The following is a 24,608-nucleotide window of genomic DNA, read 5'->3' on the forward strand; positions in this document are numbered from 1 at the left end:
CTGCTTCAATGCCCGTGATTGCAGCCCGGGCCATGCACATGCCCGGCATGGCCATGGTCGTGATCGTGGTCGTGTGAATGCCCATGCTGGTGCGCGATCACCTCGGGCAGCTGGCTGAGCAAGGGCAGCGGGTCGAACGGCGCCTCCAGCGGCGCCAAGGCAAAGTCTTGGCGCTCCAGCCACTGCGCTAACTCGGGATCTCCCGGCAAGCGCAGATGGTCGTCGGCGGCCTCCATATGCACGTGCATTTCGCCCAGTTGATGGGTCAGCCGAAACAAGTCGGCCAGGCTTTGCTTGGCCGACGCGCGCACCTCCAGCAAGGCCTCTGGCGCCGCTTCGACACGCAGGAGCGAGCCATCTTCGGCCACCAGCACATCGCCATCGCGCAAGGTCGTGCCGACGGGAAGGCGCAAGCCCAGCTCGGCGCCTTGGCCGTCGCTCAAGTTGGCTTCGTGATGTTGGCGAGCGGCAAAAGGCAGCGATAACACGCCGGCACGCTTGAGCAAAACCGGCGCCAGCCCGGCGCCTTGAGGAAGCAATTTATTGATGATCAGCATAGGGATGGTTCTAAGGTTGAGGCGTGACAAGGGTCTGGGGAGAGACTGTACGGCATTCGTCGGGCCAAGGCGCGCCCAGCTGAATGCTGCGGATCAAGGTCCGCAGCGCCTGCTGGTACTGCTGCGGGAACTCGCTATGCAGCCGGCTGTGCGAACCCTCAGGGAATTCGATCCAGCAGTTGCTGGCCTTGGGCGCCGCGTCACGCAGCCGCCTGCCCAGCACGACAGGCACGGTCGTATCGGCCGTGCCGTGCAGCATCAGGAGCGGCGCGTCGACGCGCCCTATCTTGGCCAGGGAGTCAAACTCCAAGCGGGTGATGGCCGCGCCGATCTTGCCCAGGGTGCCGGCCTCGGCCGCCACATCCGGCAAGCGGGTGAAGGTCGATTCCAGCACCAGCGCACCATAGTCCGCGCCCTGCTGCAAGGAGCTGGCCAGCGTCACCGCCACCGCCCCGCCCATCGAATGACCAAACACCACACGTTTGCTCGGATCCGCTTGCCGCTTGAGCATTTCCGCCCATGCCATGCGCACATCGGCATTGATGCTGGCCTCCGACGGAATGATCGGCGTGCTGTCGCCCCAGCCCCGGTAATCGACCGCAACAATGGCAAAGCCCGCGTCCCGCAATGCTTCGATCTTGGGCAAATTGCCGTAAAGACTGCGCAGCGTGCCATGCAGATAAAGCAGTGTCGGCGCGGCTGGGTCGGGGTGCGGCAACCACCAAAGTGCCAGCAGCTGCGATCTGCCGTCCTCGGACAGCACCGGCTGCAAAAAGCGCTGGTCACCGGCGCGCAAGCCGACGCCGTCCTCGGCATAGGCCACGGGCCGCCCCGGCGAGGGACGTAGCGCCAATTCGCGCTCCTTGACACTCCACCAGGCACATCCGCTCAGGCTGCTCATCAGTGCCAGCCCCAACAGCGACGCGCCGAGCCTGCGCCATATGAAATTTGTTTCAGCGAGAATGCGCGCCATGATTCGTCTGCCCAAAATATCCGCCCTCAAGCTTTTAACACCCTTGATCATCGCCGCCTCGACACTGGCCCTGCCCTTGTCGGCGCGCGCCGAGGGCATGTTCGACCTGGCCGGGCCAGGACATTGGCGTCTTGCGGTGTCGCCCTATAGCTTGCATTTCACGTACAACGAAAAACATCGTTATGTGTGGGCCATAGGCATGGAGCGTCAGGCCGACGACGGCTGGTTGTGGGGCGGATCGTATTTCAGCAACTCCTTCGGCCAGCCCAGTGGCTATGTCTATATTGGCAAACGCTACACCGACCTGTTCACCAGCCAGCCGCAGCTGTTTGCGCAATGGTCGGCCGGCGTGCTCTACGGCTACAAGGGCGAATTCCAACATAAAGTGCCCTTCAACCATGGTGGATTCTCGCCCGGCGCGCTGTTCTCGCTCGGCTGGGCCTTCAATAAGGAAACGGCAGCGCAGGTCAATCTGTTGGGCAACTCCGGCCTGATGCTGCAGTTCTCCTACGATTTCCACTGATCGGAATCGGCCTGCCATTTCAACCAAGCCGCGCGCACCTGCTCAAACGCAGGCAGTAGCTGGCCCCAAGCCTGTTCGTCGAAGCCCATAGGGCGGCGCAACAGCGAGCCGCGCAGGAGCGACATTGCGGCACCCCGGCAGGCCAGGACAATGCAGTTGCCGCTGGCCTCCAGCCCGACCCGCAGCAACTGCGGCCCAAAGCACTGTCGCAGGCGCGCCAGATGCAAGGCGTAATCGATGTGGCCGCTGTGCAGATTGAGGACCAGCACGCCCTGCTCTTGCAAGGCGTCAAAGCAATCCTCATAAAACCGCTGTGAGCACAAGGCCGGTGGCGTGCCGCCCAGATCGAAACCGTCCACCATCAAGACATCCAACTGCCCCTGCACTTGCTGCACATAGTGCGCGCCATCAGCGCAGTGAACCTGAAAGCGCTCGCCGTCTGCCGGCACCTGGAAGCGCTCACGCAGCGCGATCACATGCGGATTGATCTCGGCCACCTCGATGCGGCTGGCCGGCAAATGGCGAAAGCAGAATTTCGCCAAGGAACCACCGCCCAGGCCCACCATGCCTATGCGCTGAGGCGCCGGCAGAAACAGCAGAAAACCCATCATCAAGGCGGTGTAGTCGAGCTCCAGCGCGTCCGGCCGGCTCGCATCCATGCGACTCTGGATCGAGGCGAAGGAAAAATGCAGGCTGGTCGACACGGGCGTCTCCAGCACAAAGGGTTGGCAATGATCGGCAGGCGTATCTGGCATGGCGCTAGCGTAAAGCATTGACGGCATGCCGATGCGGCACAGGGCTTCGCCTGCTTGCTGGCACCCCCTCGATATACTTCGAGCCATGACGCAAGCCCCTCCTTTCGACCCGTCCCGCGCCGTTGACATCGCCCGCAAGGCCTTGTTGATCGAATCTCGGGCCTTGCAAGACTTGGCGCCGCGCTTGGGCGATGCCTTCGCAATGGCTGTGCAAGCGATGCTGAGCTGCAGCGGCCGCGTCGCCGTGATGGGCATGGGCAAGAGCGGCCATGTCGGGCGCAAGATCGTCGCCACCTTGGCGTCAACCGGCACACCCGCGCTATTCGTTCACCCGGCCGAAGCCAGCCACGGCGATCTCGGCATGGTGGCACCCCATGATGTCGTGCTGGCGCTGTCGAACTCGGGCGAGAGCGATGAGTTGAACGTCGTCTTGCCGGTGCTCAAGCGGCTCGGCGTGACGATTGTGGCGATGACGGGCAAGGCCGAGTCCAGCTTGGCGCGCCACGCCAATATCGTGCTGGACAGCGCCGTCGCTGAGGAAGCCTGCCCACTCAACCTCGCCCCCACCGCCAGCACCACCGCGCAAATGGCCTTGGGCGATGCGCTTGCCGTGGCCTTGCTGGATGCGCGCGGCTTCAAGGCCGAGGACTTCGCCCGCTCGCACCCGGGCGGCGCGCTTGGCCGCAAGCTGCTGACCCATGTCCGCGACCTGATGCGGGTGGGCACAGATTTGCCGCGCGTAGCAGCCGACACGCAATTCACCGACCTGATGCGCGAGATGTCGGCCAAGGCCTTGGGTGTGGCCATCATGGTGGACGCCGACGCGCGGGTACAAGGCATCTTCACCGACGGGGACCTGCGCCGCCTGGTTGAGAAGGGTCAGGACTTGCGCGGCCTGACCGCCGCCGACGTCTGCTCGAAGAACCCACGCACGGTCGCAGCGGAAGCCTTGGCGGTCGATGCGGCCGACCTGATGGAAGCCGCACGCATCACCGTGGTCTTGGTGGTCGACGCCGAACAGCGCTTGCAAGGTGCCATCACCATCAATGATTTGATGCGCGCAAAGGTGATCTGATGATGTTGAATGCGGCTTTGAAATTTGCCCCGGAGCTTTTGCTATTGGCCCAAGGCACGGGCTTAGGTCTGAAGGCTGCGATCTTCGATGTGGACGGCGTGCTGACCGATGGCCGCATCTATATCGGCGAGCAGGGGGAGAGCTTCAAGGCTTTCTCGACGCTGGACGGCCATGGCCTGAAGCTGCTGGCGCAGGCCGGCATCACGCCCATCATCATCACCGGGCGAGATTCCCCCGCCGTGCGTCGCCGCGTCGCCGATCTGGGCTTGCAATATGCAGCTTATGGCGCCAAGGACAAATACGCGGTGGCGCAGCCCATCCTCGACCAACTCGGTTTGCAATGGGCCGAGGTGGCGGCGATGGGCGACGATTGGCCGGATCTGCCGCTCATGACCCGGGTCGGCTTTGCCTGCGCGCCGGCGCAAGCTCATGCCGAGGTCAAGGCGGTCGCGCATTACGTCACTCAAGCCGCAGGCGGCCATGGCGCGGCGCGCGAGTGCTGTGACTTGATGTTGCAAGCCTGTGGGCGCTACCAGCTATTACTGAACAGTCAGTTGGACACGCTGGATGGGGGCCGGAGCTGATGCCGGGAGGCTCGCCCCTCTTGCCTGGATCGACGCCTGTTGCGGCGCCTCGCCTGGCACCGCCGCTGGCTTCCAGCCGGCCGCGCTTGGCCAAGACCTGGGTGTGGCGCTTGCAGTCCTTTTTGGCCAATTTTTTGCCGCTCTTGCTGATGGCCGCGCTGGCCAGCGGCACTTGGTGGCTGCTCAAAAACACGCCCTCGCCGGGCGGCGTGGATGCGCTGCCGCCGCCTCGCCACGAGCCAGATTACCAGATGATGAATTTCGATCTGCAAAGAGTCGGTCCCGACGGACTGATGCGCGTGCGCATCGAGGGGCGAGAGCTGCGTCACTACCCCGATACCGACACGCTGGAGATTGACGGCATCAGCCTGCGCAGCTTCGGCAGCGATGGCGGTCTGACGCTGGCAACCGCCAATCGCGCCATCAGCAATAGCGATGGCAGCGAGGTGCAGCTGCTCGGCGGCGTGCATGTGCAGCGCTTCGATCCGGTGTCGGCGGACAAATCGGCCAGCGGCCCCAAACTAGAGGTACGCGGCGAATTTTTGCAAGCTTTTGCTAACACCGAGATTCTGCGCTCCCATCTACCCGTGCAGCTGAACTATGCCGGCGCGGAGATCAAAGCGCAGAGTTTCGAGTTCGAGTATTTGACCAGCCGCCTGAGTTTTGGCGGCCGCACGCAAGCCCGCTTCGAAGCGGCCGATTCCAGCAAGGCAGGCAAAAAGGCGAAAACTCCATGACGGGCTTGGTCTACATCACCGGTGCGTCCAGCGGCATTGGGCAGGCGCTTGCGCTGCAGTATTACCGTGCCGGTTGGCGCTTGGCCCTGGTGGCCCGGCGCACGACGGAGTTGCAAACTTGGGCGCAGGCGCAAGAACTGAGCACTGACCGTTTTGCGATCTACGGCGCCGATGTTTGCGATATCGCCGCCATCACCGGAGCGGGCCAGGCCTGCATCACGGCCCAGGGTTTGCCGGACGTGGTGATCGCCAACGCCGGCATCAGCGTCGGCATCGACAGCGCCATCCTTGACGATATCGAGGTGATGCGGCGCGTCTATGCGACCAACAATATCGGCCTGGCCGCGACCTTTCAGCCCTTCATCGCGCCGATGCTGCAACGCCGCAGCGGTGCGCTGGTCGGCATCGCCAGCGTGGCCGGCATCCGCGGCCTGCCCGGCCATGCCGCCTATTGCTCCAGCAAGGCAGCGGTGATCAGCTATTGCGAAAGCCTGCGCGGCGAATGCCGGCCTCACGGCGTCAAAGTAGTGACGATTGCACCGGGCTATATCGACACGCCGCTGACCCGCGAGAACCGCTACAGCATGCCCTTCCTGATGCAACCACAAGACTTCGCGGAGCGCGCATTTCAAGCCATCAGCGAAGGCGCTAGCCTGCGCTTCATTCCCTGGCAGATGGGCGTGGTGGCACGGATTCTGCGTCTGCTGCCTAATGCATTATTTGATCGGCTGCTGGCGGGTCGGCCCCGCAAGCATAGGCAGGGCGAATAAAGTTCTAAGGCCTCGGCGCCAAAAGCCCTTACACTGCGCCCCGACAAGCACGCTGCAAGCCGCGTGCGAGCAAGGATGCATCATGTTGAAAGTTCTACACCCCTGTTAGTGACCCGGCCCGGCGCGTGCATCTGCTGACGCACGCCTATCCCGTCCGTCCGCAACTGACGACGGTGCCGCGCAATTCGCAGCACCTGTGTTGAACCCGTCTTGTCTCATCATGAAAAATTTCATCCTTGGCGTGGCCCTGGCCGCCCTCGGCTTGTCTGCGCAAGCCTCCAGCGGGATTGCGGCCCTGCGTTTGACCGCGGCTGAGCCCGTCACCCAGATCGACGGCCGTCTCGACGAAGCCGCTTGGCAGCGCGCGCCCTTGTTCGACCAGTTTGTGCAGTTCCTGCCGCAAGACAAGCAACCCGCCCGCTGGCGCACCACCGTACAGGTATTGCTGAGCGACGATGCGCTTGTTTTTGGCATCAGAGCCTATGACCCGGCACCCGAACTGATTCGCGCACCCCTCTCAAGGCGCGACAAGGTCAAGCGCGATCAAGACTTTGTATCTGTCGTGCTGGACCCGGTGGGCCAACGCCGCTCGGCCCAGTTCGCCCGCGTCAGCGCTGCGGGCGTGATCGCCGACGGGCTGTTCAGCGCCGACGACGACGCCGAAGACTTCGCGCCCGACTTCGATCTGCAGGCAGCCGTCCAGCTGCTGCCCGACGGCTATAGCGTCGAGCTGCGCTGGCCACTCGCCGCCTTGCGCTTCCCCTATGCCGACGGCGCACCCTGGTTGCTGATGGTGACGCGCAGCACGCCGCGCGAGAGCAGCCGCCTGGACGTGAGCGCGCCCTTGAGCAAAGACTCCCTCAGCTTCATTGCAGAGCTGCAGCCGCTGGGCGGGCTGGGTGATTTGGTCGAAGAGGTACGGGAGCGCAGCTTTTTGAACATTCGCCCCGAGTTGACGGCGCGCCGGGAACGCGCGTCCGACCCCAGCGGCCGCCACGATCATGGCAGCTTGTCGCTGGGCGCCGAGCTGAAATGGCGCCCCAGGGCAGACTGGGTGATTGATGCGACCCTGAACCCCGACTTCTCGCAGGTCGAACTGGACACCCCGCAGCTGGCCGGCAACACCCGCTTTGCGCTGAGCGTGCAAGAAAAACGCAGCTTTTTTCTGGAGAGCACCGATGTGGTCGGCCAAAGCCAATCCGAAGGTGATCACGAGCAGCAAAGCTTGGCGGCCTTTTACTCGCGCGCAATCACCGACCCGAACTGGGGCTTGCGCGCCACCTGGCGCGGCGCCATGGCCGAAGCAACGCTGCTGAGCCTGCAAGATGCCGGCGGCGGGGAGATCCGCCGGGCCAACGCCTACGGCACGCAGAGCTACGCGCAAAGCCTCGCCTCGCGCGCCAGCTTTGCCCGCACAAGGCTACAACTCGCGGCCGGCGCTCAAACCGTCGGCCTGGGTCTCTTGGCTTCGCAGCGGGACTACGGCCAAGGTGCCAGCAATGCGGTGCTGGGCAGCGACTTTTCCGCGCCGGTCGGCGACACTGACCTGCTGCGGGGCCATCTCTTGGCCTCCAGCACCAGCGCAGGCTTTGATGCTAACGGGCAACTGACGCGCATCAAGTCGGAAAGCGGGCACAAGCTATGGACCGAATGGCGCCGGCGTAACTCGGACTGGAACAACAGCGCGCAGTACGAGCAAAGCAGCCCACGCTTTGCTAATGACAACGGCTTTGTCAGCCAAACCGGCTTTCGTCGCGTCACCGCGCATCTGAACCGCCGCCTGCCCGAGCAGACCTTGGCCTTGCCGGCGCTGGGCGATTGGGCCGCATTTGAGGCGCATGAGTTAGAGCTGCAACTCAAGCTGATGCAGTCGCAAACGCTGGATGACGCGCAACGCAGCGTCAAGGCCGGCGAAGTGATTGAGCGCCAAGTGCAGCCGGGCTTCTGGTTGGCCGCAGCACGCAATACCGGGGTATGGGGGCACCTGGGGCTGGATCAGCAGCGCGCACGTGCCGGGGGCACCTTGCATGCGCCGCGCACATTGAATCTGGGCTTTGAGTCGAACCCGACTTCCTGGCTGACCTTGCTAGGCGCGGACCTCAGCTGGGGCCGCCAACTTGACGTCGAGGCCGATCGCCTGGGGCGCGGCCTCAGCCTGATGCTGCAGGCCAAGTTGCGCAGCCCCCTGCCTTGGGGCGCTTGGCTGGAACTCGAACAACAACTCGGCCAAAGCCATGTGCGTAACCCATTAGGTCAGCGCAGCTTCACGGAGAACAACGCACAGACCTTGGCGGTGTTGCATATTAGTGCTTTTGATTCTTTTCGGGCGATTGCGCAGCAGACCCGCTATCAACGGGCGCCCGAGGCCGGTTTGCTGGGCTCGGATGAGCGCTCGCGCCATGTGTCGCTGGTCTACCAGCACCGCATGGGCTTGTCCCGGATACTGAGCCTGGGTCTGGTCTCGGCCCACGACAGACCCGCGCAAGAGCGTCATACCGAGCTATTCGCGAAGGCGACCTTCGGCTTCCAGCCCTGATCGCAGGAACAAATTGCCATAACGCCATAACGCCATAGAAAAAGGCGCCCTAGGGCGCCTTTTCGATTGCCGAGTTACAGGGCTAATTAATAGCCGCCGCCACCCGAACGGCCACCGCCGCCGCCGTAGCCGCCGCCACCGCCGGAACGGCCACCGCCGCCACCGCCGTAGCCGCCGCCACCGGAACGGCCACCGCCGCCACCAGCGCCGCCGCCGTAGCCGCCGCCACCACCGTAGCCGCCGCCACCGCCGCCGCCGCCACCGTAGCCGCCGCCACCGGAACGGCCACCGCCGCCGCCGAAGCCGCCGCCACCGGAACGGCCACCGCCACCGAAGCCGCCTGGACGCTCTTCACGAGGACGTGCCTCGTTGACAACGATGGCACGGCCGTCGATGTCTTGACCGTTCATGCCGTTGATGGCGGTTTGCGCCTCGGCATCAGAGCCCATTTCCACAAAGCCGAAGCCCTTGGAACGGCCAGTGTCACGGTCCATCATGACTTTTGCAGATGTGACTTGACCAAATTGCGAGAATGCCTCTTGCAGTGTCTCGTCGCGCACGCTGTAGGCAAGATTGCCAACGTAAAGCTTGTTTCCCATGGGGAAGCCCTTTCAAATACCAAAAAAACCATGCGGAGCTTCAACCCATCCTGAACCATTCAAGCGAAGGTGCGGCTTCCATACACAGGTAAATGATTATGGGCGAAGGGTCTAGCTACGCACACCCTCGGCAGGGTAATTGTTGTTTTTTAGCTGATAGAAAAAACCCTAGCCTCTTTGCCGTGCGAATGGCGGACTAAGGGGCGCGCCGAGGCGACAACAGAGGCCGATAACTCGCTGGCTATGATGACCGCCATGACCCAAAAACTCTCGCTCCATGCCTTGAACCGGGTGCTCGCCAGCATCGACGCGCCGCGCAATGGCCGCGCGCTCTATGCCTTGTTGAGTGCGTTTTGTCTGGCCGGTTTGATGTTGGCCTCGGCCGAATCGGCGCTAGCCAAGACCGACACCACCTGGGGCGTGATTTGGGCGGGCCTGGGTTTGGTGACGGCATTTTTGGGCGTCAACACCACCGGCCTGCTCTTGATGGATCAGGCGCGCGGCCGGCCGGTGCGCGATGTTGTGGACGCTTTTCATGATGCGCTGCGCGTCGCCCCCAAGGTGCTGCTGAGCCTGTTGATGATGCTTTCCTTGATGGCACTGGCGCTGGGCGCCCTGGTGGCGCTGCTCTGGGCCGTCAAGCTGCCATGGATAGGCACACCCTTGTTTGCGCTCATGGTGCCGCTGTGTGTGGCCTTGCTGGGCGTGATGGCCTTCAGCGGTGCGGTCATTGTCGGACCGCTGACGGGGCCGTCGATGTGGAGCGGCCGCAGCGCGCTCGGCACCGCCCGTCTTTTGCTGAAGCAGTTGCGCCACGGCGCGCTGGAGGCAGGCGCCTTGATGATGGCCGTGCTCTTGACCACTGGCCTGGTCAGCGCGGCAGTCAGCTTTGTCGTCGTCAGCGGTGGCCGGGCCTTGGCGTTTTTGATGGTCTGGCTGATCGGCATTGATGTGCCGGCCCAACAATTGATGGCGGGCCTGTTTGGCTACGGCCTGCGCAGCCTGGGCGCCACCGGTGCGCCGGTCGCTGCCACGCCGCTGGGCATGGCGACCTTGATCGGCGGCGGTGTTGTCTTTGCCATCGCGCTGGTCTTGCCCACCTTGGTCTATCTGCGCGGCTGCTGCGCGGTCTTCTTGGCCTTGCAGGACGCACCGGCAGACGACGCGGCGCTATGACGGGGGCCTTGCGCATCGCCAGCCTGGTGCCCAGCATCACCGAGTTGCTGGTGGACCTGGGTCTGCGCCCCTACCTGGTCGCGCGCACCGGCTTTTGCATCCACCCGCAGGCCGCCTTGGCCGATGTAGCCAAGGTCGGCGGCACCAAGGATGTCAACCTGGCCAGGCTGCGCCAATTGGCGCCCAGCCACGTGATCGTCAATGTCGACGAAAACCGCCTGGAGTTAGTCGAAGCCTTGCGCGAGTTTGTGCCGCATATCGTGGTCACGCATCCGCAAGCGCCGGTGGACAACCTGAGCCTGTTGACGCAAATGCAAGAGCACTTCGGCATCGTGCAGGGCGTCAAAGAGCGCTGCGCGACGCTGGCTGCCGAGCTGAATCTCGCCTTGCAGCGGTGCCGCCGTCAAAGCTGGCCGCTGCAGCGCGTGCTCTACCTGATCTGGCGCGAGCCTTGGATGACGGTCGCACGCGACACCTATATCGCGCGCATGTTGGCCGAGGTCGGCTGGCAAAGCTGGCCGGCGGTGCAGGGCGGCGAGTCCGGCGCGGCGCGTTACCCCGCCTTGCAGGGGGATGAGGCCTGGCTGGCGCAAATCGACCGCGTGCTGCTCAGCTCCGAGCCCTATCGCTTCGACACCAGCCACCTGCCCTTCGCCCAGGCCTTGTGCCCGCAAGCCAAGGTGCAGCTGATTGATGGCGAGTTGCTCAGCTGGTATGGCCCGCGCGCCGCGCAGGGGCTGGACTATTTGCGCGATTTGGCGACTCAGTAACAACCCCTTGCCCCGGGCTGCTGTCCTGCCCACACAATCCAGCCATGGACATCTACAAACCTCTGGTCGCCCTGCTCGCCATCGTCAACCCGGTCGGGGTCGTGCCCTTCTTCATTCACTTCACCAGCCATCTGACGCGCGAACAGCGCAAGAAGACGATTCTGGTCAGCTCCTTCACCGCCTTTTTGGTGATTTCGATCAGCGCCCTCGTGGGGCTGAGAGTGATCGAGTTCTTCGGCATCTCGCTGGCGTCCTTCCAGGTCGGCGGCGGCACCCTGCTCTTGATCAGCTCGATCCAGATGCTCAACGCGCAGCCGGCCGAAAGCCGCAAGGACGACCTGACCGAAGGTGCGGACAAGGCCGACAGCGGCTCCAGCATTGCGGTTGTGCCCTTGGCCATCCCGCTGCTGACCGGCCCGGCGACGATCTCGACCATGGTCATTTACGCCGACCGAACCCGTCATTGGTGGGAGTTAGCGGTGCTGGTGGGTTATGGCGTGGTGGTGGGCCTGCTTACTTATCTGGTGTTCTCGGCTTCGGGGCGCATTGCGCGCGCCTTGGGCCAAACCGGCATCAACATCATGACCCGCTTGATGGGGCTGATTCTGGCGGCGCTGGCGGTGGAGCTGTTGGCCGATGGGCTGATCAAGCTCTTCCCGGTCCTGGCCTCACATATTTCTGGCTAAGCCGGGATGTTTGACTACATCATCGTCGGTGCCGGCACCGCCGGCTGCCTCTTGGCCAATCGTTTGTCGGCCGACCCCGAAAAACGCGTACTGCTGCTGGAGGCCGGCGGCAAGGACGATTACCACTGGATCCACATCCCGGTCGGTTATCTGCATTGCATCGGCAATCCGCGCACCGACTGGCTCTACCAGACCGAGCCCGAGCCGGGCCTCAACGGGCGCGCCTTGCGCTACCCGCGCGGCAAGGTGCTGGGCGGCTGCTCCAGCATCAACGGCATGATCTATATGCGCGGCCAAAGCCGTGACTATGAGGGCTGGGCCGCAGCCACCGGTGACCCGGCTTGGCGCTGGGGAGCTTGCCTGCCCTTCTTCAAACAACATGAGAACCATTGGCGGCTCGACCAAGCAGCGGGCGCATCCACCCAAGCCACGGCGGCTTTCAAGGCTGCGCACGGCCACGGTGGCGAATGGCGGATCGAGCGCCAACGCTTGCGCTGGGACGTGCTGGACGCCTTTGCCCAAGCGGCCGTGCAGGCGGGCATCCCCGCGACCGAAGATTTCAATGCCGGCAACAACGAAGGCGTGGGCTATTTCGAGGTCAATCAACGCAAAGGCCTGCGCTGGAACACCGCCAAGGCCTTTTTACGCCCGATCTGCTACGCCCGCCCGAATTTCGAGTTATGGACCGGCAGCCTGGTACAGCGGCTCAAGCTGGCGCGTGTCGATGGGCAGTTGCAATGCCAGGGCGCCGAGGTGCGAACCCCTGGCGGGCTGGAACACGTCAAGCTCAATCCGGGCGGCGAATTGCTGCTGGCCGCAGGCGCCATCGGTTCGCCGCAGATTCTGCAGCTGTCCGGCATTGGCCCGGCCGACTTGTTGACGCGCCTGGGCATCGCGGTTGAACAAGATCTGCCTGGCGTTGGCGCCAACCTGCAAGATCATCTGCAACTGCGCAGCGTCTTCAAGGTGGCGGGCACACTCACGCTCAATACCCGTGCAGCCAGCCTCTTCGGCAAGGCCAAGATCGCACTGGAGTACGCACTCAAACGCACAGGGCCCATGAGCATGGCGCCCTCGCAGCTCGGCGCCTTCACCCGCAGCAGCCCCGACAAGCCTTGGCCCGACCTGCAGTACCACGTCCAGCCCCTGTCGCTGGAAGCCTTCGGCGAGCCGCTGCATAGCTTCAACGCCATCACCGCCAGTGTCTGCAACCTGAACCCGAGCAGCCGCGGCACGGTGCAGATCAAATCGGCCGACCCGGCCCAAGCGCCAGCCATCGCGCCCAACTATCTGAGCACCGAAGAAGACCGCAGCGTCGCCGCTGCCGGCTTGAGGCGAACTCGCCAAATCATCGCTCAGCCGGCGTTTTCAGCATTCAAGCCGGACGAGTACAAGCCCGGCCTGCAGCACCAAAGCGATGAAGATTTGATCGCCCAATCCGGCGAGATCGGCACCACCATCTTCCATCCGGTCGGCACTTGCAAGATGGGTCGCTCAGATGACGCCATGGCCGTTGTGGACAGTCATCTGCGCGTGTTTGGCGTGCGCGGCTTGCGCGTGGTTGATGCCAGCGTGATGCCCACCATCACCAGCGGCAACACCAACTCGCCGGTTTTGATGATGGCGGAAAAGGCGGCTGCGTGGTTGGTGGCGGGCGATTGAGTTGTCAGCTTCTTCAAGCTCAAAAACTCAGTACAAATGTCGCCCCGCCCTCCAGCGGCCGCACATGCCGCACGCGACCGCCCATCCCATGCACCAATTGACGTACGACGGCAAGGCCTATGCCTTGTCCGCCTTCGCGGGCGCTGAAGAAGGGCATGAAAATTTGCCGCTCCAAGCCCGCCGGGACACCCGGTCCGTTATCGCGCACGCTGATTTGCAAGCGCCCACCCCGACCTAAACGGGCTTGTACCCACAGGCGCGGCTGGCTCAATTCGGCGGTGGCCTGAGCGGAGTTCTGCAACAGAGCCAACAAGGCTTGCTCCAGTTGACCCTCATCGGCCAGCAGACGCAAGCTGGGTGAGGCCAACTCGAAATTGGCTTCGCCGCCGCGAGCGATCCAGGCGGGTGCAGTGGCTTGATGCAGGCGTTGGAACAAATCCTGCAAGGCGACCGGCGCCATCTCGGGTGCGGGCCACTGGCTGACGCGGCGGTAGTTGCGTACAAAGCTGGATAGGCCTTCGCTGCGATGCGCGATGCCGGCCAATGCGGTGCGGAACTCGGACTCGTTGGTCGGATCGTCTAACCCCTCGTCCAGCAGCATCAGCGCCGTCTGGCTGAGGCTCTTGATGGGGGTGAGCGAGTTCATGATTTCGTGCGTCAAGACCTGCACCAGTTGCTGCCAGGCCAGCAGCGATTCGCTTGCCAGTTCGTTCTCCAAGGGCACCAGCACCAGCAGCGTCTGCGGCTGGCCATGCAAGCTCAGCGACTGACGCTGCAGCTGCCAGCGTTCACTGCCACGCTCTGTGTCCAGCAGCACCGGGCCGCTGGCTTTGGCGCAGGCCAGCAGTGCATGCAGCGCGGCCTTGTCTCGCACACCGCCCGGAGCGCCCAGGCGCCGGGCACGATTGGAAAGCGCCTGCAGGCCAGTCGCGCTGAGCAGCCAGGCGGCGACCGGCAGATGTTCCATTTGGACTTGCTGAGCGAGGGCGAGCCCCGCCGGGGACTCTGACGGGGCAAGGTCGCTCGGCGATTGAAGCGCTTGAGGCGGCTGAGCCTTGAGCCTGGCGCTCGCACGTGCCAGCGGCCAAGCCAGAGCCAAACCGGCCAGGCCTAGCAGGGTCGCCGCGGCCGCGATGCGGGCGGCGTCGAGTTCCATCCCGCCCAAGCTGACCGAAGCAGGCGATGCGGCCAAATGACCCAGCGCGCCGGCCGCCAGCAACAGCAGGGCCGCCGCCAGCAGCCGCAATACTTCATAGCCCATGTTTTTCCAATCGCCGGTACAGCGCCGCGCGCGACAGACCCAGCAGACGCGCTGCAGCGCTGAGATTGCCCTCGGCCTGAGCCATGGCGCTCAGCAAAGCGGCACGTTCCTGGGCGGCGAGAGAACCCGCCCTCTCGGGGCCAGTCAGGACAGCGGGGCTGGACGGCGTCGCCGCCGAGCCGGGCACCGAGCCGGCCCGCGCCTTTTGCAGGGCCTGCTGGCAGGTGGCAATCAGGCGCACATTGTCCCAAGGCTTGGTGATGAAATCGAAGGCGCCGGCTTTGAGCGCCTGGATCGCCAGCTCCAGCTCGGCATAGGCCGTCATCACCAGCACCAAGGGTGGCTGCGGCCGCGCCAGCACCTCGGCCAACAAACGCATGCCTTGGGCGCCATCGTTGCGGCCGGGTCCGAAATTAAGGTCCAGCAAGAGCAGGGTCGGAGCCAATCTATCCAGCGCCGCGCTGAGTTCGGCCGGGCGGCGCAGCTGATGCAAGGGCGCCACCCGACGCTGCAGCAGCAGCTGGGCGGCCAGGCCGACTTCGGGGTCGTCGTCCAGCAGCAAGATCGAGGGGGTGGGGGATGCTTGATCGTCAATCACGGACCGCATCTTCGCAGCAAGTGACGGGCGTGCGCGAGAGACCTGTCCGGAAACGGACAGGTGGCTAGGCAAGGCTTGCGGGCGCTGCGATGCTGCGAATGTGATAACAAATCAAACCCTCCATCTCAGCGGCGCGGCCATGGACCGTCGCATTGATCGGCCGCCGCGCTGGCGCCGTCTCGCGCCTCGCTTTAGCCTGATTCTGTTGCTGCTGGCCCTGGGCGCAGCCGCGCTGCGCTGGGCCGGCGAGCCAGCCAGCAAAACAGTGAGCGCCCCTCAGCTCGCGACCGTGCGTCAGGGGGATTTTCGTGACGAGCTGCTGCTGCGCGCCCGCGCCGAACCGCTGCGCTCGGTGCAGCTCGATGCAGCCGAGGCCGGCCGCGTCGAAGCGGTACTGACGCAGGACGGCGAACTGGTCGCGGCCGGTGCCCCGCTGTATCGGCTGCTCAGCCCCGAGCAAGAACAGCTGCTGATGCAGCGCAGCGCCGAGGTGGCGCAGCAGATGGCTAACGTCTCCGTCCAGCGCAGCGCGCAAGCAGCCAGCCTGGCGCAGAACCGCCGCGAGCTGGCTCAGTTGCAGGCGGCGCAACAGCATGCCGAAGCCGAACTTCAGCGCCAGTCTCAGCTGGCGGCGGCAGGCTTTGTGTCGATGGCCGCCTTGGAGCAGGCGCAACGCCAGGCTCGGCTCGCCGACCAGCTTTTGCAGCAGGCTCAGCGGGACCAGCGCCAAGAGGCCGACACCCGCCAGCAGTCGCTCGACGAGATGGCTCGCGCGGTGCAGGGCTTGCGGCGCGGCCTGCAGTTGCTGGAGCGATCACGCGAACGCCTGCTGCAGCGCGCGCCCATCGCGGGTCGATTGAGCGGTTTTCAACTGCAGGTGGGTGCCAGCGTGCGGCCTGGCGACCGCCTGGGCCGTATCGACGACCCCAGCGGTGGCATGCAACTGCTAGCCGAGGTGGATGAGTACTACCTGCCGCGACTGCAGATCGGGCAGCTTGCGCTCAGCAGCGTGGTCGACACGCTGGGCGAGCTGCGCCTGGCCCAGATCCTGCCGCAAGTACAGGGCGGCAAGGTGAGGGTCTTGCTGCGCTGGGCGAATGGGCTCACCAATTTGGCGCCTGGCCAGGCTGTCGACCTGCGCCTGCAGTTGGACCGTGCTCGACCCGCCTTGCTGCTGCCCGACGGACCCGGCGTGCAGACCCAGCTCTATGTGCTGCAGGGACGCGAGCTGCGCCGCCGCAGCGTGCAGTTAGGCCGACGCGCTGCCGGCCAGGTCGAAGTGCTAGCCGGCCTGCAGGCCGGCGAGCAAGTTCTTGTTTCCCAAACCCCTGTTGACTTAGCGAATAGCTATCAAATGCCATGATTGAACTCAAACAACTCAGCAAGCTCCATCGCAGCGGCGATCTCGAAACAACCGCACTGGACGCGATCGATCTGCACATCGAGGCCGGCGAATATGTCGCGATCACCGGCCCGTCAGGTTGCGGCAAATCCACGCTGCTGGGCTTGCTGGGCCTGCTGGACCAAGCCAGCAGCGGCACCTACCGCCTGCAAGGCGAGGACGTCACAGGCAAGACAGCGCGCGAGTTGGCTGCCATCCGCCGCGGCCGCATCGGCTTTGTGTTCCAGAGCTTCAATCTGATCGACGAGATGACGGTGCAGGACAACGTGATGCTGGCCCTGCGCTACGGGCCACTCGCTGCCCACGCGCAGCGTGCCCGCACGGCCGAAGTCTTGGCGCGTTTAGGCCTCAGCCACCGCGCCGGCCACCACCCCAGTCAGCTCAGCGGCGGCCAGCAGCAGCGGGTCGCGATTGCCCGCGCCATCGCGGCCCGCCCGGCGCTGCTGCTGGCGGATGAACCCACCGGCAACCTCGACAGCGCCCATGGCCAGGAGGTGATGCGCCTGCTGCGCGAATTGAACGAAGAGGGCACGACGCTGGTGATGGTGACCCACAGTGCCGAGCATGCCGCGCTGGCCTCGCGCACTGTGCGCTTGCTGGATGGTCGTGTATTGGTCGACGCACAGACGGAGCAGTTGCAATGAGGGCCTTGCTAAGAGACGTTCTTGGGGGGCTACGCGCGCGCCGCTGGGCCACAGGGGTGGCGCTGGGCGGCTTGATGATGGCGCTGACGGCATGCCTGCTGGTGGGGCTGCTGGCGATCGCCTTGTCCGACCCCGACCCCGGCGTGCCCGATCCGCAGCGCGTCGTATTGCTGGACTTCAAGGGCAATCTGCCGGGCGAGAGCAATTTTTGGTTCACCGCCGCACCGCTGTCTTTTGCCGACATGCTCAAGCGCCGCCAAGTGCCGCTGGAACAAATCAGCCGGGTCGGCCAAGGCGGCCTGGACATCAAGATCGATGGGCGGCTGCAGGCCGCATATCTGGTGCTGGCCGACCCGGACATTGTGGCGCTGCTGGGCCTCAAGAGCTTGCACGGCGATTTGTACGCCAGCCTGCAGCGGCGCGACGGCATCGCCATCAATACCGACCTGCTGCGCAAGCTCTGGGGCGATCTGCCTGCGGCGCAGGCCATCGGTCGGCAGATCGAGGGCGAGGGTAAGCTCTACACCGTCACCGCCGTGCTGCCCGCTCTGGATCCGCGCAACCCGCTGGCCAACCCCGGCACTATGCCCTCGGTCGGCCTGGCAATGGCCATAGCCGGCTATGACTCGCAGGCCAATACCCGCACACCGGCGCAGCGCGAGGCCATCTACATCATCAACGGGCGGGTGTATGCGCGGCTGGCGCCGGGCGCCAGCGTCGAGCAGGTTGGCGGCTGGATGCGTGCCGCCTTCGAGGCCAATCCGGCCTACGCCAAGCTACCCGCCGAGTGGACAGCCAATGGCCGCCAAGCCGCCTACTTCCGTGGCCTCACACTGACCCAACTGCCCTTTGAAGGCGATGTAGGTGAGCTGCGTTGGCAGTTGTTGGGCGCTGTCGGCGCGGCCTGCGCCTTGCTGCTGCTGCTGGCCTCCTTCAACAGCATGAATGTGCAAACCGCCAGCCTGCTGCAACGCCAACGCGAAACCGCATTGCGCCGCAGCCTGGGTGCAGACGGCCCGCGCCTGCTCCAGCTGTGGGGTTTGGAGGTGTTGCTGCCTCTGCTACTGGCTGCTGCCGGGGCTGCCCTGGTGACTTGGTGGCTGGCCCCCGCTTTTGCCGCCTGGATTGGCCTGGATCCCCGCCATCCGGTGGCTGACCCTCTGCCCTTGCGCGCCTGGATCGGCCTAGGCCTGAGCGTGTTGCTGCTCCTGCCGCTGATCTTGGCCCTGCCTGCCTGGGCCGCGCTGCGTCGCGCGCCGGCACCGGCATTGCAGGGCCGCAATGCCAGCGAAGGTCCCTGGGGCCGCCGCCTGCGCCAGACCTTGTTGAGCTTGCAGTTGGGTGGCTCCATCTTGCTGTTGGGCCTGGCCGGCGTATTGGCCTTGCAACAACAGCATCTGCTGCAGTTGGATCGCGGCTTTGCGACCCATGGTCGCTTGTGGCTGGGCCTGCTGGTCAACCCCGAGGCCGTACCTAACCTGAAGCCTTTGACTGACGCGCTGACTCAGCATCCGGCCATCAAGCACTGGGCCTTCAGCAATATGCGGCCGGCGCGTGACACCATGGGCGAGCGCGATCCGCATGTCAGCGCCAGCCGCCACAAGCAGACGCTGCGGGTCAGTCGCGTCTCGGCCAGCTTTTTCGACACCTATGGCATGACCGTGCTGGCGGGGGACCCAAGGGAGGGCGGCGCCGCGCCCGCCAGTGATGCCCGGGGCGATGGCGAGCAGCGCCTGGTGTTAGACGCAAAAGCCGCTCGCCTGCTGGGCTTTGCCAGCCCTCAGGCAGCGGTGGGCGCCTTGTTGCACGGCGGGGGCGAATGGCTGCAAGAAGGGAAGGACGCACGCCGGGTTGTGGCGGTGGTGAAGGATGTGCGCCTAGAGTCGGCCCGTGAGCCCGCGCTGCCACAGGCCTTTTTACTCAGCGAGGCGGCGCAATACGACATCAGCGTCTATGGTCCCGACCCGGTGGCGTTGCGCCGCGCATTGGATGACATCTGGTCCGCGCATGGCCCGGCGATCGGGCATGAGATTCAGTCCGCAGACGAGCAGTTGGCCGAGGTCTATCAACAAGAGCAACAAATCAGCGCGCTGGTGGCCGGCATCGCCCTGCTGGCCGTGGGCGTAGCCATGCTGGGCGCCTATGCGCTGGTCGCCGACACCTTGCGGCGGCGCCGCACCGAGCTGGTGTTGCATCGCTTGCATGGTGCCAGCGATGCGCAGATTGCCCGCCACTTGGCGCGAGAGTTCTCACTCCCTTGGCTTGCCGCAGTCGCGCTGGGCCTGCCGCTGGCTGCTTATCTCGGCTGGCGCTATCTGAGCGGCTTCGAGGCAAGGGTGGACCTCGCGTCCGGGCTGGTTTTGCCGCTTGTGCTGGCCTGTGCGATCACGCTGATCGTCACCGTGCTGGCCGCGCTGCGGCATCTGCGCCAGGCACTGAGCTTGCAGCCGATCGAAGCCTTGCGCTGAGGCTTGCGCGTGGTGGACGCCACGGCTTGGAGACACGCCGATGCCGCTCAAGCGATCAAGGCAGCTTGAAGGTGTCGACGATGTCGGCCAGCTTGATGGCCTGATCCTTCATGCTTTCGGCGGCCGCAGCGGACTGCTCCACCAAGGCGGCGTTTTGCTGAGTCATCTGGTCGAGCTTGACGACCGAGCCATTGACCAGGTCCAGCCCTCTGGACTGCTCGGCCGCAGCGGTTGAAATCTCGCCGATGATGGCCGAGACGCGCTCCACGCTGCCGACGATTTCGCCCATGGTCTGGCCGGCGTCGGCCACCAGTTTGCTGCCGCCCTCGACCTTCTCGACCGAGGCCCCGATCAAACCCTTGATCTCGCGCGCCGCTTGCGCGCTGCGTTGCGCCAATGAGCGCACCTCGCCGGCCACCACCGCGAAGCCGCGCCCCTGCTCGCCGGCGCGCGCAGCCTCAACCGCAGCGTTCAGCGCCAAGATATTGGTTTGAAAGGCGATGCTGTCGATGACGCCGATGATGTCGCCGATCTTGCGTGAGCTGCTGTTGATGTCTTCCATGGTGCTGACCACCTGGGCCACCACCCGGCCACCGCGCGCGGCCACTTCGGCCGCCGTCCCTGCCAGGCGATTGGCTTCCAAGGCCGAGGTGGCCGACTGCCGGACCGTGCTGGTCAACTCATCCATCGACGAAGCCGCCTGTTGCAGGCTGCTGGCGGTCTGCTCTGTGCGCTCGCTCAAGTCCATATTGCCACTGGCGATTTCGGCGCTGGCGGTGCGGATTGAGGCCGAGGCGTTCAGCACCGCCTGCATGGAGCCGCCGAGTTGCGCTGTCATGCGACCCAAGGCTCGCACCAGATCACCGACCTCATCGACGCGCTCGCTGCTGGCGTCCACCGCCAAGTTGCCGGCCGCGACTTCACCGGCAATCTCGGTGGCGCGTTGCAATTCATTCGTCAACTTGCGCTGCATCAGCCAGGACAAATAGACCGCCGCCGCAGCCAGCAAAAGGCCCAGGGCAGACAAGAGCCATTTGCTGCGAGAGGCCTGCTGGTTGGCCGCCGCTACAGCCTCGGCAGAAGCAGTCTCGACGCGCGTGATCATGGCCCGCATGGTCTGCGTCAAGCCCTTGAAGCTCTCGTCGGCACCTTGCAGCGCCGCTATGCCTGTATTGGGGTCGACCGAAGACAGATCAATCGCTTCGTCGGCCTGCTTTTGGTATTTGGCGATCAGCGGCGCCAACTGGCCGGCGCTTTGGCGCAGCTGGGCATCATCCGCATGGGCGTCGCCGATGCTGGCCGCCACCCGCTGTACACCCGCCAGCTGCCGCACCAGATCGGCCCGGGCCGATTTGATCTTGGGCTCGTCAAGCGAGCCAATCAAGGCCACGGTGCGATAGACGCCGGTGTGGATCTGCGCCAGTTGCTCCTGCGCGTTGCTGAGGGTGCGGTAATCCTCCAGCTGGACATTCATGGTGGTGAGATTGTTGTCCGCTACCCGGCTCAACAACAGCACATTGATTTGTCCCGCACCGAAGACCACCAGCGCCGTCAACAGCGGCGCGACAAGCAATTTGCCAGCTAGTTTCATTTCCACTCCCTGTTAACGAGTAACGCGGGCTCTGCGGCCCATGGAAAGAACTGATTACTTGTAGATGCCGCCGCAGATGGCCATGTCTTCGAGCTTCTCGCAATACATGCGCTTGGGTTCGATCTTTTTGTTCTCGGGATTGGTGAACTTGTAGTCTTGCCAGAACGTGCCTTTGCTGGCGGCCATCTCGACCCGCTCCTTGACGAAGGCCTTGCCGTCTACATCCTTCAAGTCGATCAGGTTCTTGCCGACCATCTTGATATTGGCGCCGTGAGCACGCACCGTGCCGTCGAGGCCATAGGCGACCAGATAGAGATCTTGGTAGCTGAACTGCCCACCCTTGGTGGAAATCTCGGCAAAACCCTTCTCATGGCCATTGGCCTTGATGAAGGCGACGCCCTTTTTGACCATGGCCACCGCTTGCTCCTCGGTGGCGCCGCCGTCGGCGGCCAAGCACAGCAGCGGTGCGCTGGCAGCCAGACCGGCGATCAAGCTGGCGATGGAAAAGAAACGGGAGACAGGCTGATGCATCTCAAACTCCTTCGGGTGAGCCGGGCCGGCTATATGGATAAGGCAGTAGAAACCCTTTGCTCGGCTTCCACCTGATGCCTATCGGCTCAAGCCCGCCCAGCTTGAGGAATTTGTCACACCCGGCCCACACAGCTCAGGCGAAACGCTGCTCCAGATAGGCCAGCAAGGTGCGAATCGTCTGCGCCTCGCCGCCGACCGGCCGGCCCGGCTGCGCCACATCGTTCCAGGCGAACAGGTCGATATGCAGCCAGTCTTGGTTCTCGGGCACAAAGTACTCGAGGAAGAGCGCGGCATTGATGGCGCCACCCAATGCGTTGCGGCCGGTGTTGACGATGTCGCCGATGCTGCTCTCGATGCCAGCCTTGTAAGGCGCCCACAGCGGCATATGCCACATCGGGTCTTCCAGCTTCAGGCCCAGGTCGACCAGGTCACGCGCGCTGTCGAAATGCTTGCTGAACAGCGCCGGCAGCTGCGCGCCCAGGGCCACACGGGCTGCGCCGGTCAGCGTCGCCAAGTCGATGATCAGCTCGGGCTTGCCTTCCGAGGCGTAGGCCAGCGCGTCGCTGAGCACCACGCGGCCCTCGGCATCTGTATTGCCAATTTCGATGTGCAGGCCCTTGCGGGTCTTGATCACGTCGCCGGGGCGGTAGGCGTTGCCGGCGATCGAGTTCTCCACCGCCGGGATCAGCACCTGCAGGCGAACTGGCAGCTTGAAGGCCATCACCAGCGCGGCCAGGCCCAGCGCATTGGCGGCGCCGCCCATGTCCTTCTTCATCTGGCGCATGCCGTCGGCGCCCTTGATGTCGAGGCCGCCGGTGTCAAAGCACACACCTTTGCCAACGATGCAAAGCAAAGGCGCGTCTGCGGCACCCCAATTCAGCTCGATCAAGCGCGGCGCGCGGGTCGAGGCCCGGCCGACGGCATGGATGGCCGGGAAATTCTGCTTCAGCAAGTCATCGCCGACGATTTGCTTGAACTTGGCGCCATGTTGCTTGGCGATCATCAGCGCGGCTTTGGCCAGCTCCTCGGGGCCCATATGCTCGGCGGGGGTGTTGACCAGATCGCGGGTGGCCGCCATCGCGGTCGCGAAAGCCAAGCCGCGCTGCGCATCGGCGCTGGGGGCCAAGACCAACTCGGCGGGGGCGCGGCGGCGCGGCTTGTAGAGATCAAACTGATAGCCGCCCAGCTCCCAAGACAAGGCCGCCTGCTCGGGTTGCAGGTTCAGGCCTTGGTCCGACAAAAAGTAGCGGCCTTCGGGCAGGGCATTGGGCAGCGCAGCCAAGGCGAAAGGATCGGCCACATGGTTGATGCCGGCGAACACTTGACCGAGCTTGCCGTCGGGGCCAGGCACCAGCGCGAAGCTGTCGGGCGCACCGGTAAAGCCGAGCGCAGCCAGCCAATGGCGGGTCGGTGCGGGCAAGGTGGCAGCCAGCGTCTTGAAACTGCTGCGGTCGACCAGGGTGATGGCGATGGCGCCCGATGAGGCGGATGTCTTGAGTTGGACGGTCATGGTGCGGGTGGCTCCGTTGCGGCTCTGAAGAAGCAGCGATTGTCTACTGCCGGGAAGCACTTCTCAGGACCGCGTACTTGGGGTTTCAAGGCCAAGTCGAGTTAGAGAACTGACCCTGCTGCCGCACTTGCATTGCGCTACTGCCACGATGCCGGGAGTTCGGCCCGGCGGCCGACCCTCTTTCTTGGGCGCACAAGAAAGAGGGCAAAGAAAGCGCCCCTGCCGCATGGCCCTGCGGGTCCGCTCAGTGCTCGAATTTTCCGGGCCGCGCCCAACTCACTGCGCTACGCTGCGTTCAAACAAGGGGCGCGAAGCCAGATCTTGAAGTCGCTTCGCGACGCCCGGCAAATTCTGCGCTCCTCGCCCATGCAGAAGGGGTGAACACCCAAGAACACGGCTCGCTGCGCGTCGCCTCGATGGGTGCGGCGCTTCGCGCATGCACTACGCAAGGCGATGGCTTGAGGGTCAGGTCTTGACTATATATTTGAGACCTGACCCCGAGCCTTGTTGTAGATGGAATTTTGAAAATCCTTGGTTCTTAGAANTGGGTGCGGCGCTTCGCGCATGCACTACGCAAGGCGATGGCTTGAGGGTCAGGTCTTGACTATATATTTGAGACCTGACCCCGAGCCTTGTTGTAGATGGAATTTTGAAAATCCTTGGTTCTTAGAAAACTTACTCAACCGCGGAATCGATTAAATCAGCTTTTATTTCCATAAAGGTACATACTTAAAAATCTCGCGAAAATTCCACCCAAAAAGAAGAACCAAAGAAATATCTTGTATCTGCTTCCGTATGCGTGCTTTAACTCGTCTTTCTCATTTGGTGGTGCGCATCTATTTTTTCGCCATTGCTTCTCACGCCTCCACTCCATGTATATTATTGGAATGGCCGATATTAAAAATATAATCTGGATCAAAAAAAGTAAAGTTTTCAACATTGCTTGGGCCTGCTGGTATTAGGGAGTCCTGATGTTAGGCATTTAACATAGAGAGGCTTTTATTAAGAGCCTGACCTAATATTGTTCTTGCGCCAATTTTCCATAAAATGTATTTTCATAAAATTTGGTCCCGCCCTGAATGATATTCTTTCACCTTAATTTTTTATTTGACATGATGACCTCCGTTGATACAAGTTACAAAATTAATATTGACAATATAAGACCGCTGCATAACTTCCCTAATGCGCGCAACTTGAAGA

The 24,608-nt window shown here is 63.8% G+C and carries 22 protein-coding genes; 13 read left to right on the forward strand and 9 right to left on the reverse strand.

Annotated features, from left to right (window positions below; translation table 11 throughout):
• Positions 1 to 5 precede the first annotated feature (5 nt).
• On the reverse strand, positions 6 to 557 hold the full coding sequence (locus tag LNV08_RS17605; protein ID WP_263535040.1) for a Urease accessory protein UreE: 552 nt from the start codon (positions 555 to 557) through the stop codon (positions 6 to 8).
• Positions 558 to 567: 10 nt separating this feature from the next.
• Positions 568 to 1,530, reverse strand: a complete 963-nt coding sequence (locus tag LNV08_RS17610) for an alpha/beta hydrolase (protein ID WP_263535041.1) — start codon at positions 1,528 to 1,530, stop codon at positions 568 to 570.
• Here LNV08_RS17610 and LNV08_RS17615 point away from each other — a divergent pair.
• The gene (locus tag LNV08_RS17615) at positions 1,529 to 2,053 is read left to right on the forward strand and encodes an ABC transporter ATP-binding protein (protein WP_263535042.1); all 525 of its coding nucleotides are present in this window, start codon (positions 1,529 to 1,531) and stop codon (positions 2,051 to 2,053) included. The genes LNV08_RS17610 and LNV08_RS17615 overlap by 2 nt on opposite strands.
• On the opposite strand, the gene LNV08_RS17620 is transcribed toward LNV08_RS17615, so the two are convergent.
• Positions 2,038 to 2,808: a transferase gene (locus LNV08_RS17620; protein WP_263535043.1), complete on the reverse strand. Its 771-nt coding sequence runs from the start codon at positions 2,806 to 2,808 to the stop codon at positions 2,038 to 2,040. The genes LNV08_RS17615 and LNV08_RS17620 overlap by 16 nt on opposite strands.
• A gap of 85 nt (positions 2,809 to 2,893) precedes the next feature.
• Between LNV08_RS17620 and LNV08_RS17625 the strand changes: the two genes are divergently transcribed.
• From LNV08_RS17625 to LNV08_RS17645, 5 genes are all read left to right on the forward strand, one after another.
• Positions 2,894 to 3,883 (forward strand): KpsF/GutQ family sugar-phosphate isomerase, encoded by a 990-nt coding sequence (locus LNV08_RS17625; protein ID WP_263535044.1) that lies wholly within the window; start codon positions 2,894 to 2,896, stop codon positions 3,881 to 3,883.
• 2 nt (positions 3,884 to 3,885) lie between these two features.
• Complete coding sequence (locus tag LNV08_RS17630; RefSeq protein WP_263535067.1) at positions 3,886 to 4,467, forward strand: KdsC family phosphatase; 582 nt, start codon at positions 3,886 to 3,888, stop codon at positions 4,465 to 4,467.
• A 20-nt stretch (positions 4,468 to 4,487) separates the two neighbouring features.
• Complete coding sequence (gene lptC, locus LNV08_RS17635; RefSeq protein WP_263535045.1) at positions 4,488 to 5,204, forward strand: LPS export ABC transporter periplasmic protein LptC; 717 nt, start codon at positions 4,488 to 4,490, stop codon at positions 5,202 to 5,204.
• Positions 5,201 to 5,974 carry an SDR family oxidoreductase gene (locus tag LNV08_RS17640; RefSeq protein ID WP_263535046.1) on the forward strand — a complete coding sequence of 258 codons (774 nt, stop codon included), beginning with the start codon at positions 5,201 to 5,203 and terminating at the stop codon, positions 5,972 to 5,974. Before lptC ends, LNV08_RS17640 begins: the two co-directional genes overlap by 4 nt.
• Positions 5,975 to 6,194: 220 nt before the next feature.
• A complete protein-coding gene (locus LNV08_RS17645; protein WP_263535047.1) occupies positions 6,195 to 8,510 on the forward strand; it encodes a carbohydrate binding family 9 domain-containing protein in 2,316 nt (771 codons plus the stop codon).
• Between the two features lie 86 nt (positions 8,511 to 8,596).
• On the opposite strand, the gene LNV08_RS17650 is transcribed toward LNV08_RS17645, so the two are convergent.
• Entirely contained in the window at positions 8,597 to 9,109 is a 513-nt protein-coding gene (locus tag LNV08_RS17650) for an RNA recognition motif domain-containing protein (RefSeq protein WP_263535048.1), read from the reverse strand.
• 255 nt (positions 9,110 to 9,364) lie between these two features.
• Between LNV08_RS17650 and LNV08_RS17655 the strand changes: the two genes are divergently transcribed.
• The 4 genes from LNV08_RS17655 to LNV08_RS17670 are packed head-to-tail and all read left to right on the forward strand — an operon-like array spanning position 9,365 to position 13,403.
• Entirely contained in the window at positions 9,365 to 10,285 is a 921-nt protein-coding gene (locus LNV08_RS17655) for a hypothetical protein (protein WP_263535049.1), read from the forward strand.
• Entirely contained in the window at positions 10,282 to 11,055 is a 774-nt protein-coding gene (locus LNV08_RS17660) for a helical backbone metal receptor (RefSeq protein WP_263535050.1), read from the forward strand. The genes LNV08_RS17655 and LNV08_RS17660 overlap by 4 nt, the downstream gene beginning before the upstream one ends.
• Before the next feature lie 44 nt (positions 11,056 to 11,099).
• Positions 11,100 to 11,741 (forward strand): MarC family protein, encoded by a 642-nt coding sequence (locus LNV08_RS17665; RefSeq protein WP_263535051.1) that lies wholly within the window; start codon positions 11,100 to 11,102, stop codon positions 11,739 to 11,741.
• Positions 11,742 to 11,747: 6 nt separating this feature from the next.
• Positions 11,748 to 13,403 carry a GMC family oxidoreductase gene (locus LNV08_RS17670; protein ID WP_263535052.1) on the forward strand — a complete coding sequence of 552 codons (1,656 nt, stop codon included), beginning with the start codon at positions 11,748 to 11,750 and terminating at the stop codon, positions 13,401 to 13,403.
• A gap of 19 nt (positions 13,404 to 13,422) precedes the next feature.
• Here the strand turns inward: LNV08_RS17670 and LNV08_RS17675 are convergent, their stop codons facing one another.
• Together LNV08_RS17675 and LNV08_RS17680 are read right to left on the reverse strand one after the other, a co-directional pair.
• A complete protein-coding gene (locus LNV08_RS17675; RefSeq protein ID WP_263535053.1) occupies positions 13,423 to 14,664 on the reverse strand; it encodes a sensor histidine kinase in 1,242 nt (413 codons plus the stop codon).
• Positions 14,654 to 15,262, reverse strand: coding sequence for a response regulator (locus LNV08_RS17680; protein WP_263535054.1), 609 nt, complete (start codon positions 15,260 to 15,262; stop codon positions 14,654 to 14,656). Before LNV08_RS17680 ends, LNV08_RS17675 begins: the two co-directional genes overlap by 11 nt.
• Before the next feature lie 139 nt (positions 15,263 to 15,401).
• On the opposite strand from LNV08_RS17680, the gene LNV08_RS17685 reads away from it, so the two are divergent.
• From LNV08_RS17685 to LNV08_RS17695, 3 genes are read left to right on the forward strand one after another with little or no spacing between them, the layout of a single operon-like run.
• Entirely contained in the window at positions 15,402 to 16,625 is a 1,224-nt protein-coding gene (locus tag LNV08_RS17685; protein WP_263535055.1) for an efflux RND transporter periplasmic adaptor subunit, read from the forward strand.
• Positions 16,622 to 17,308 carry an ABC transporter ATP-binding protein gene (locus LNV08_RS17690; protein WP_263535056.1) on the forward strand — a complete coding sequence of 229 codons (687 nt, stop codon included), beginning with the start codon at positions 16,622 to 16,624 and terminating at the stop codon, positions 17,306 to 17,308. Before LNV08_RS17685 ends, LNV08_RS17690 begins: the two co-directional genes overlap by 4 nt.
• Positions 17,305 to 19,776 (forward strand): ABC transporter permease, encoded by a 2,472-nt coding sequence (locus LNV08_RS17695; protein WP_263535057.1) that lies wholly within the window; start codon positions 17,305 to 17,307, stop codon positions 19,774 to 19,776. The genes LNV08_RS17690 and LNV08_RS17695 overlap by 4 nt, the downstream gene beginning before the upstream one ends.
• Before the next feature lie 55 nt (positions 19,777 to 19,831).
• Here LNV08_RS17695 and LNV08_RS17700 read toward each other — a convergent pair whose 3' ends face one another.
• The 3 genes from LNV08_RS17700 to LNV08_RS17710 all read right to left on the reverse strand — a co-directional run bounded on the left by LNV08_RS17700 (position 19,832) and on the right by LNV08_RS17710 (position 23,408).
• Positions 19,832 to 21,367 (reverse strand): methyl-accepting chemotaxis protein, encoded by a 1,536-nt coding sequence (locus LNV08_RS17700; protein ID WP_263535058.1) that lies wholly within the window; start codon positions 21,365 to 21,367, stop codon positions 19,832 to 19,834.
• A gap of 54 nt (positions 21,368 to 21,421) precedes the next feature.
• Positions 21,422 to 21,898, reverse strand: coding sequence for a cache domain-containing protein (locus LNV08_RS17705; protein WP_263535059.1), 477 nt, complete (start codon positions 21,896 to 21,898; stop codon positions 21,422 to 21,424).
• A gap of 133 nt (positions 21,899 to 22,031) precedes the next feature.
• On the reverse strand, positions 22,032 to 23,408 hold the full coding sequence (locus LNV08_RS17710; RefSeq protein ID WP_263535060.1) for a leucyl aminopeptidase family protein: 1,377 nt from the start codon (positions 23,406 to 23,408) through the stop codon (positions 22,032 to 22,034).
• Between the last annotated feature and the right edge of the window lie 1,200 nt (positions 23,409 to 24,608).

Source organism: Paucibacter sp. TC2R-5, from assembly GCF_025717605.1.
In the GTDB taxonomy this organism is placed as follows: domain Bacteria; phylum Pseudomonadota; class Gammaproteobacteria; order Burkholderiales; family Burkholderiaceae_C; genus Paucibacter_A; species Paucibacter_A albus.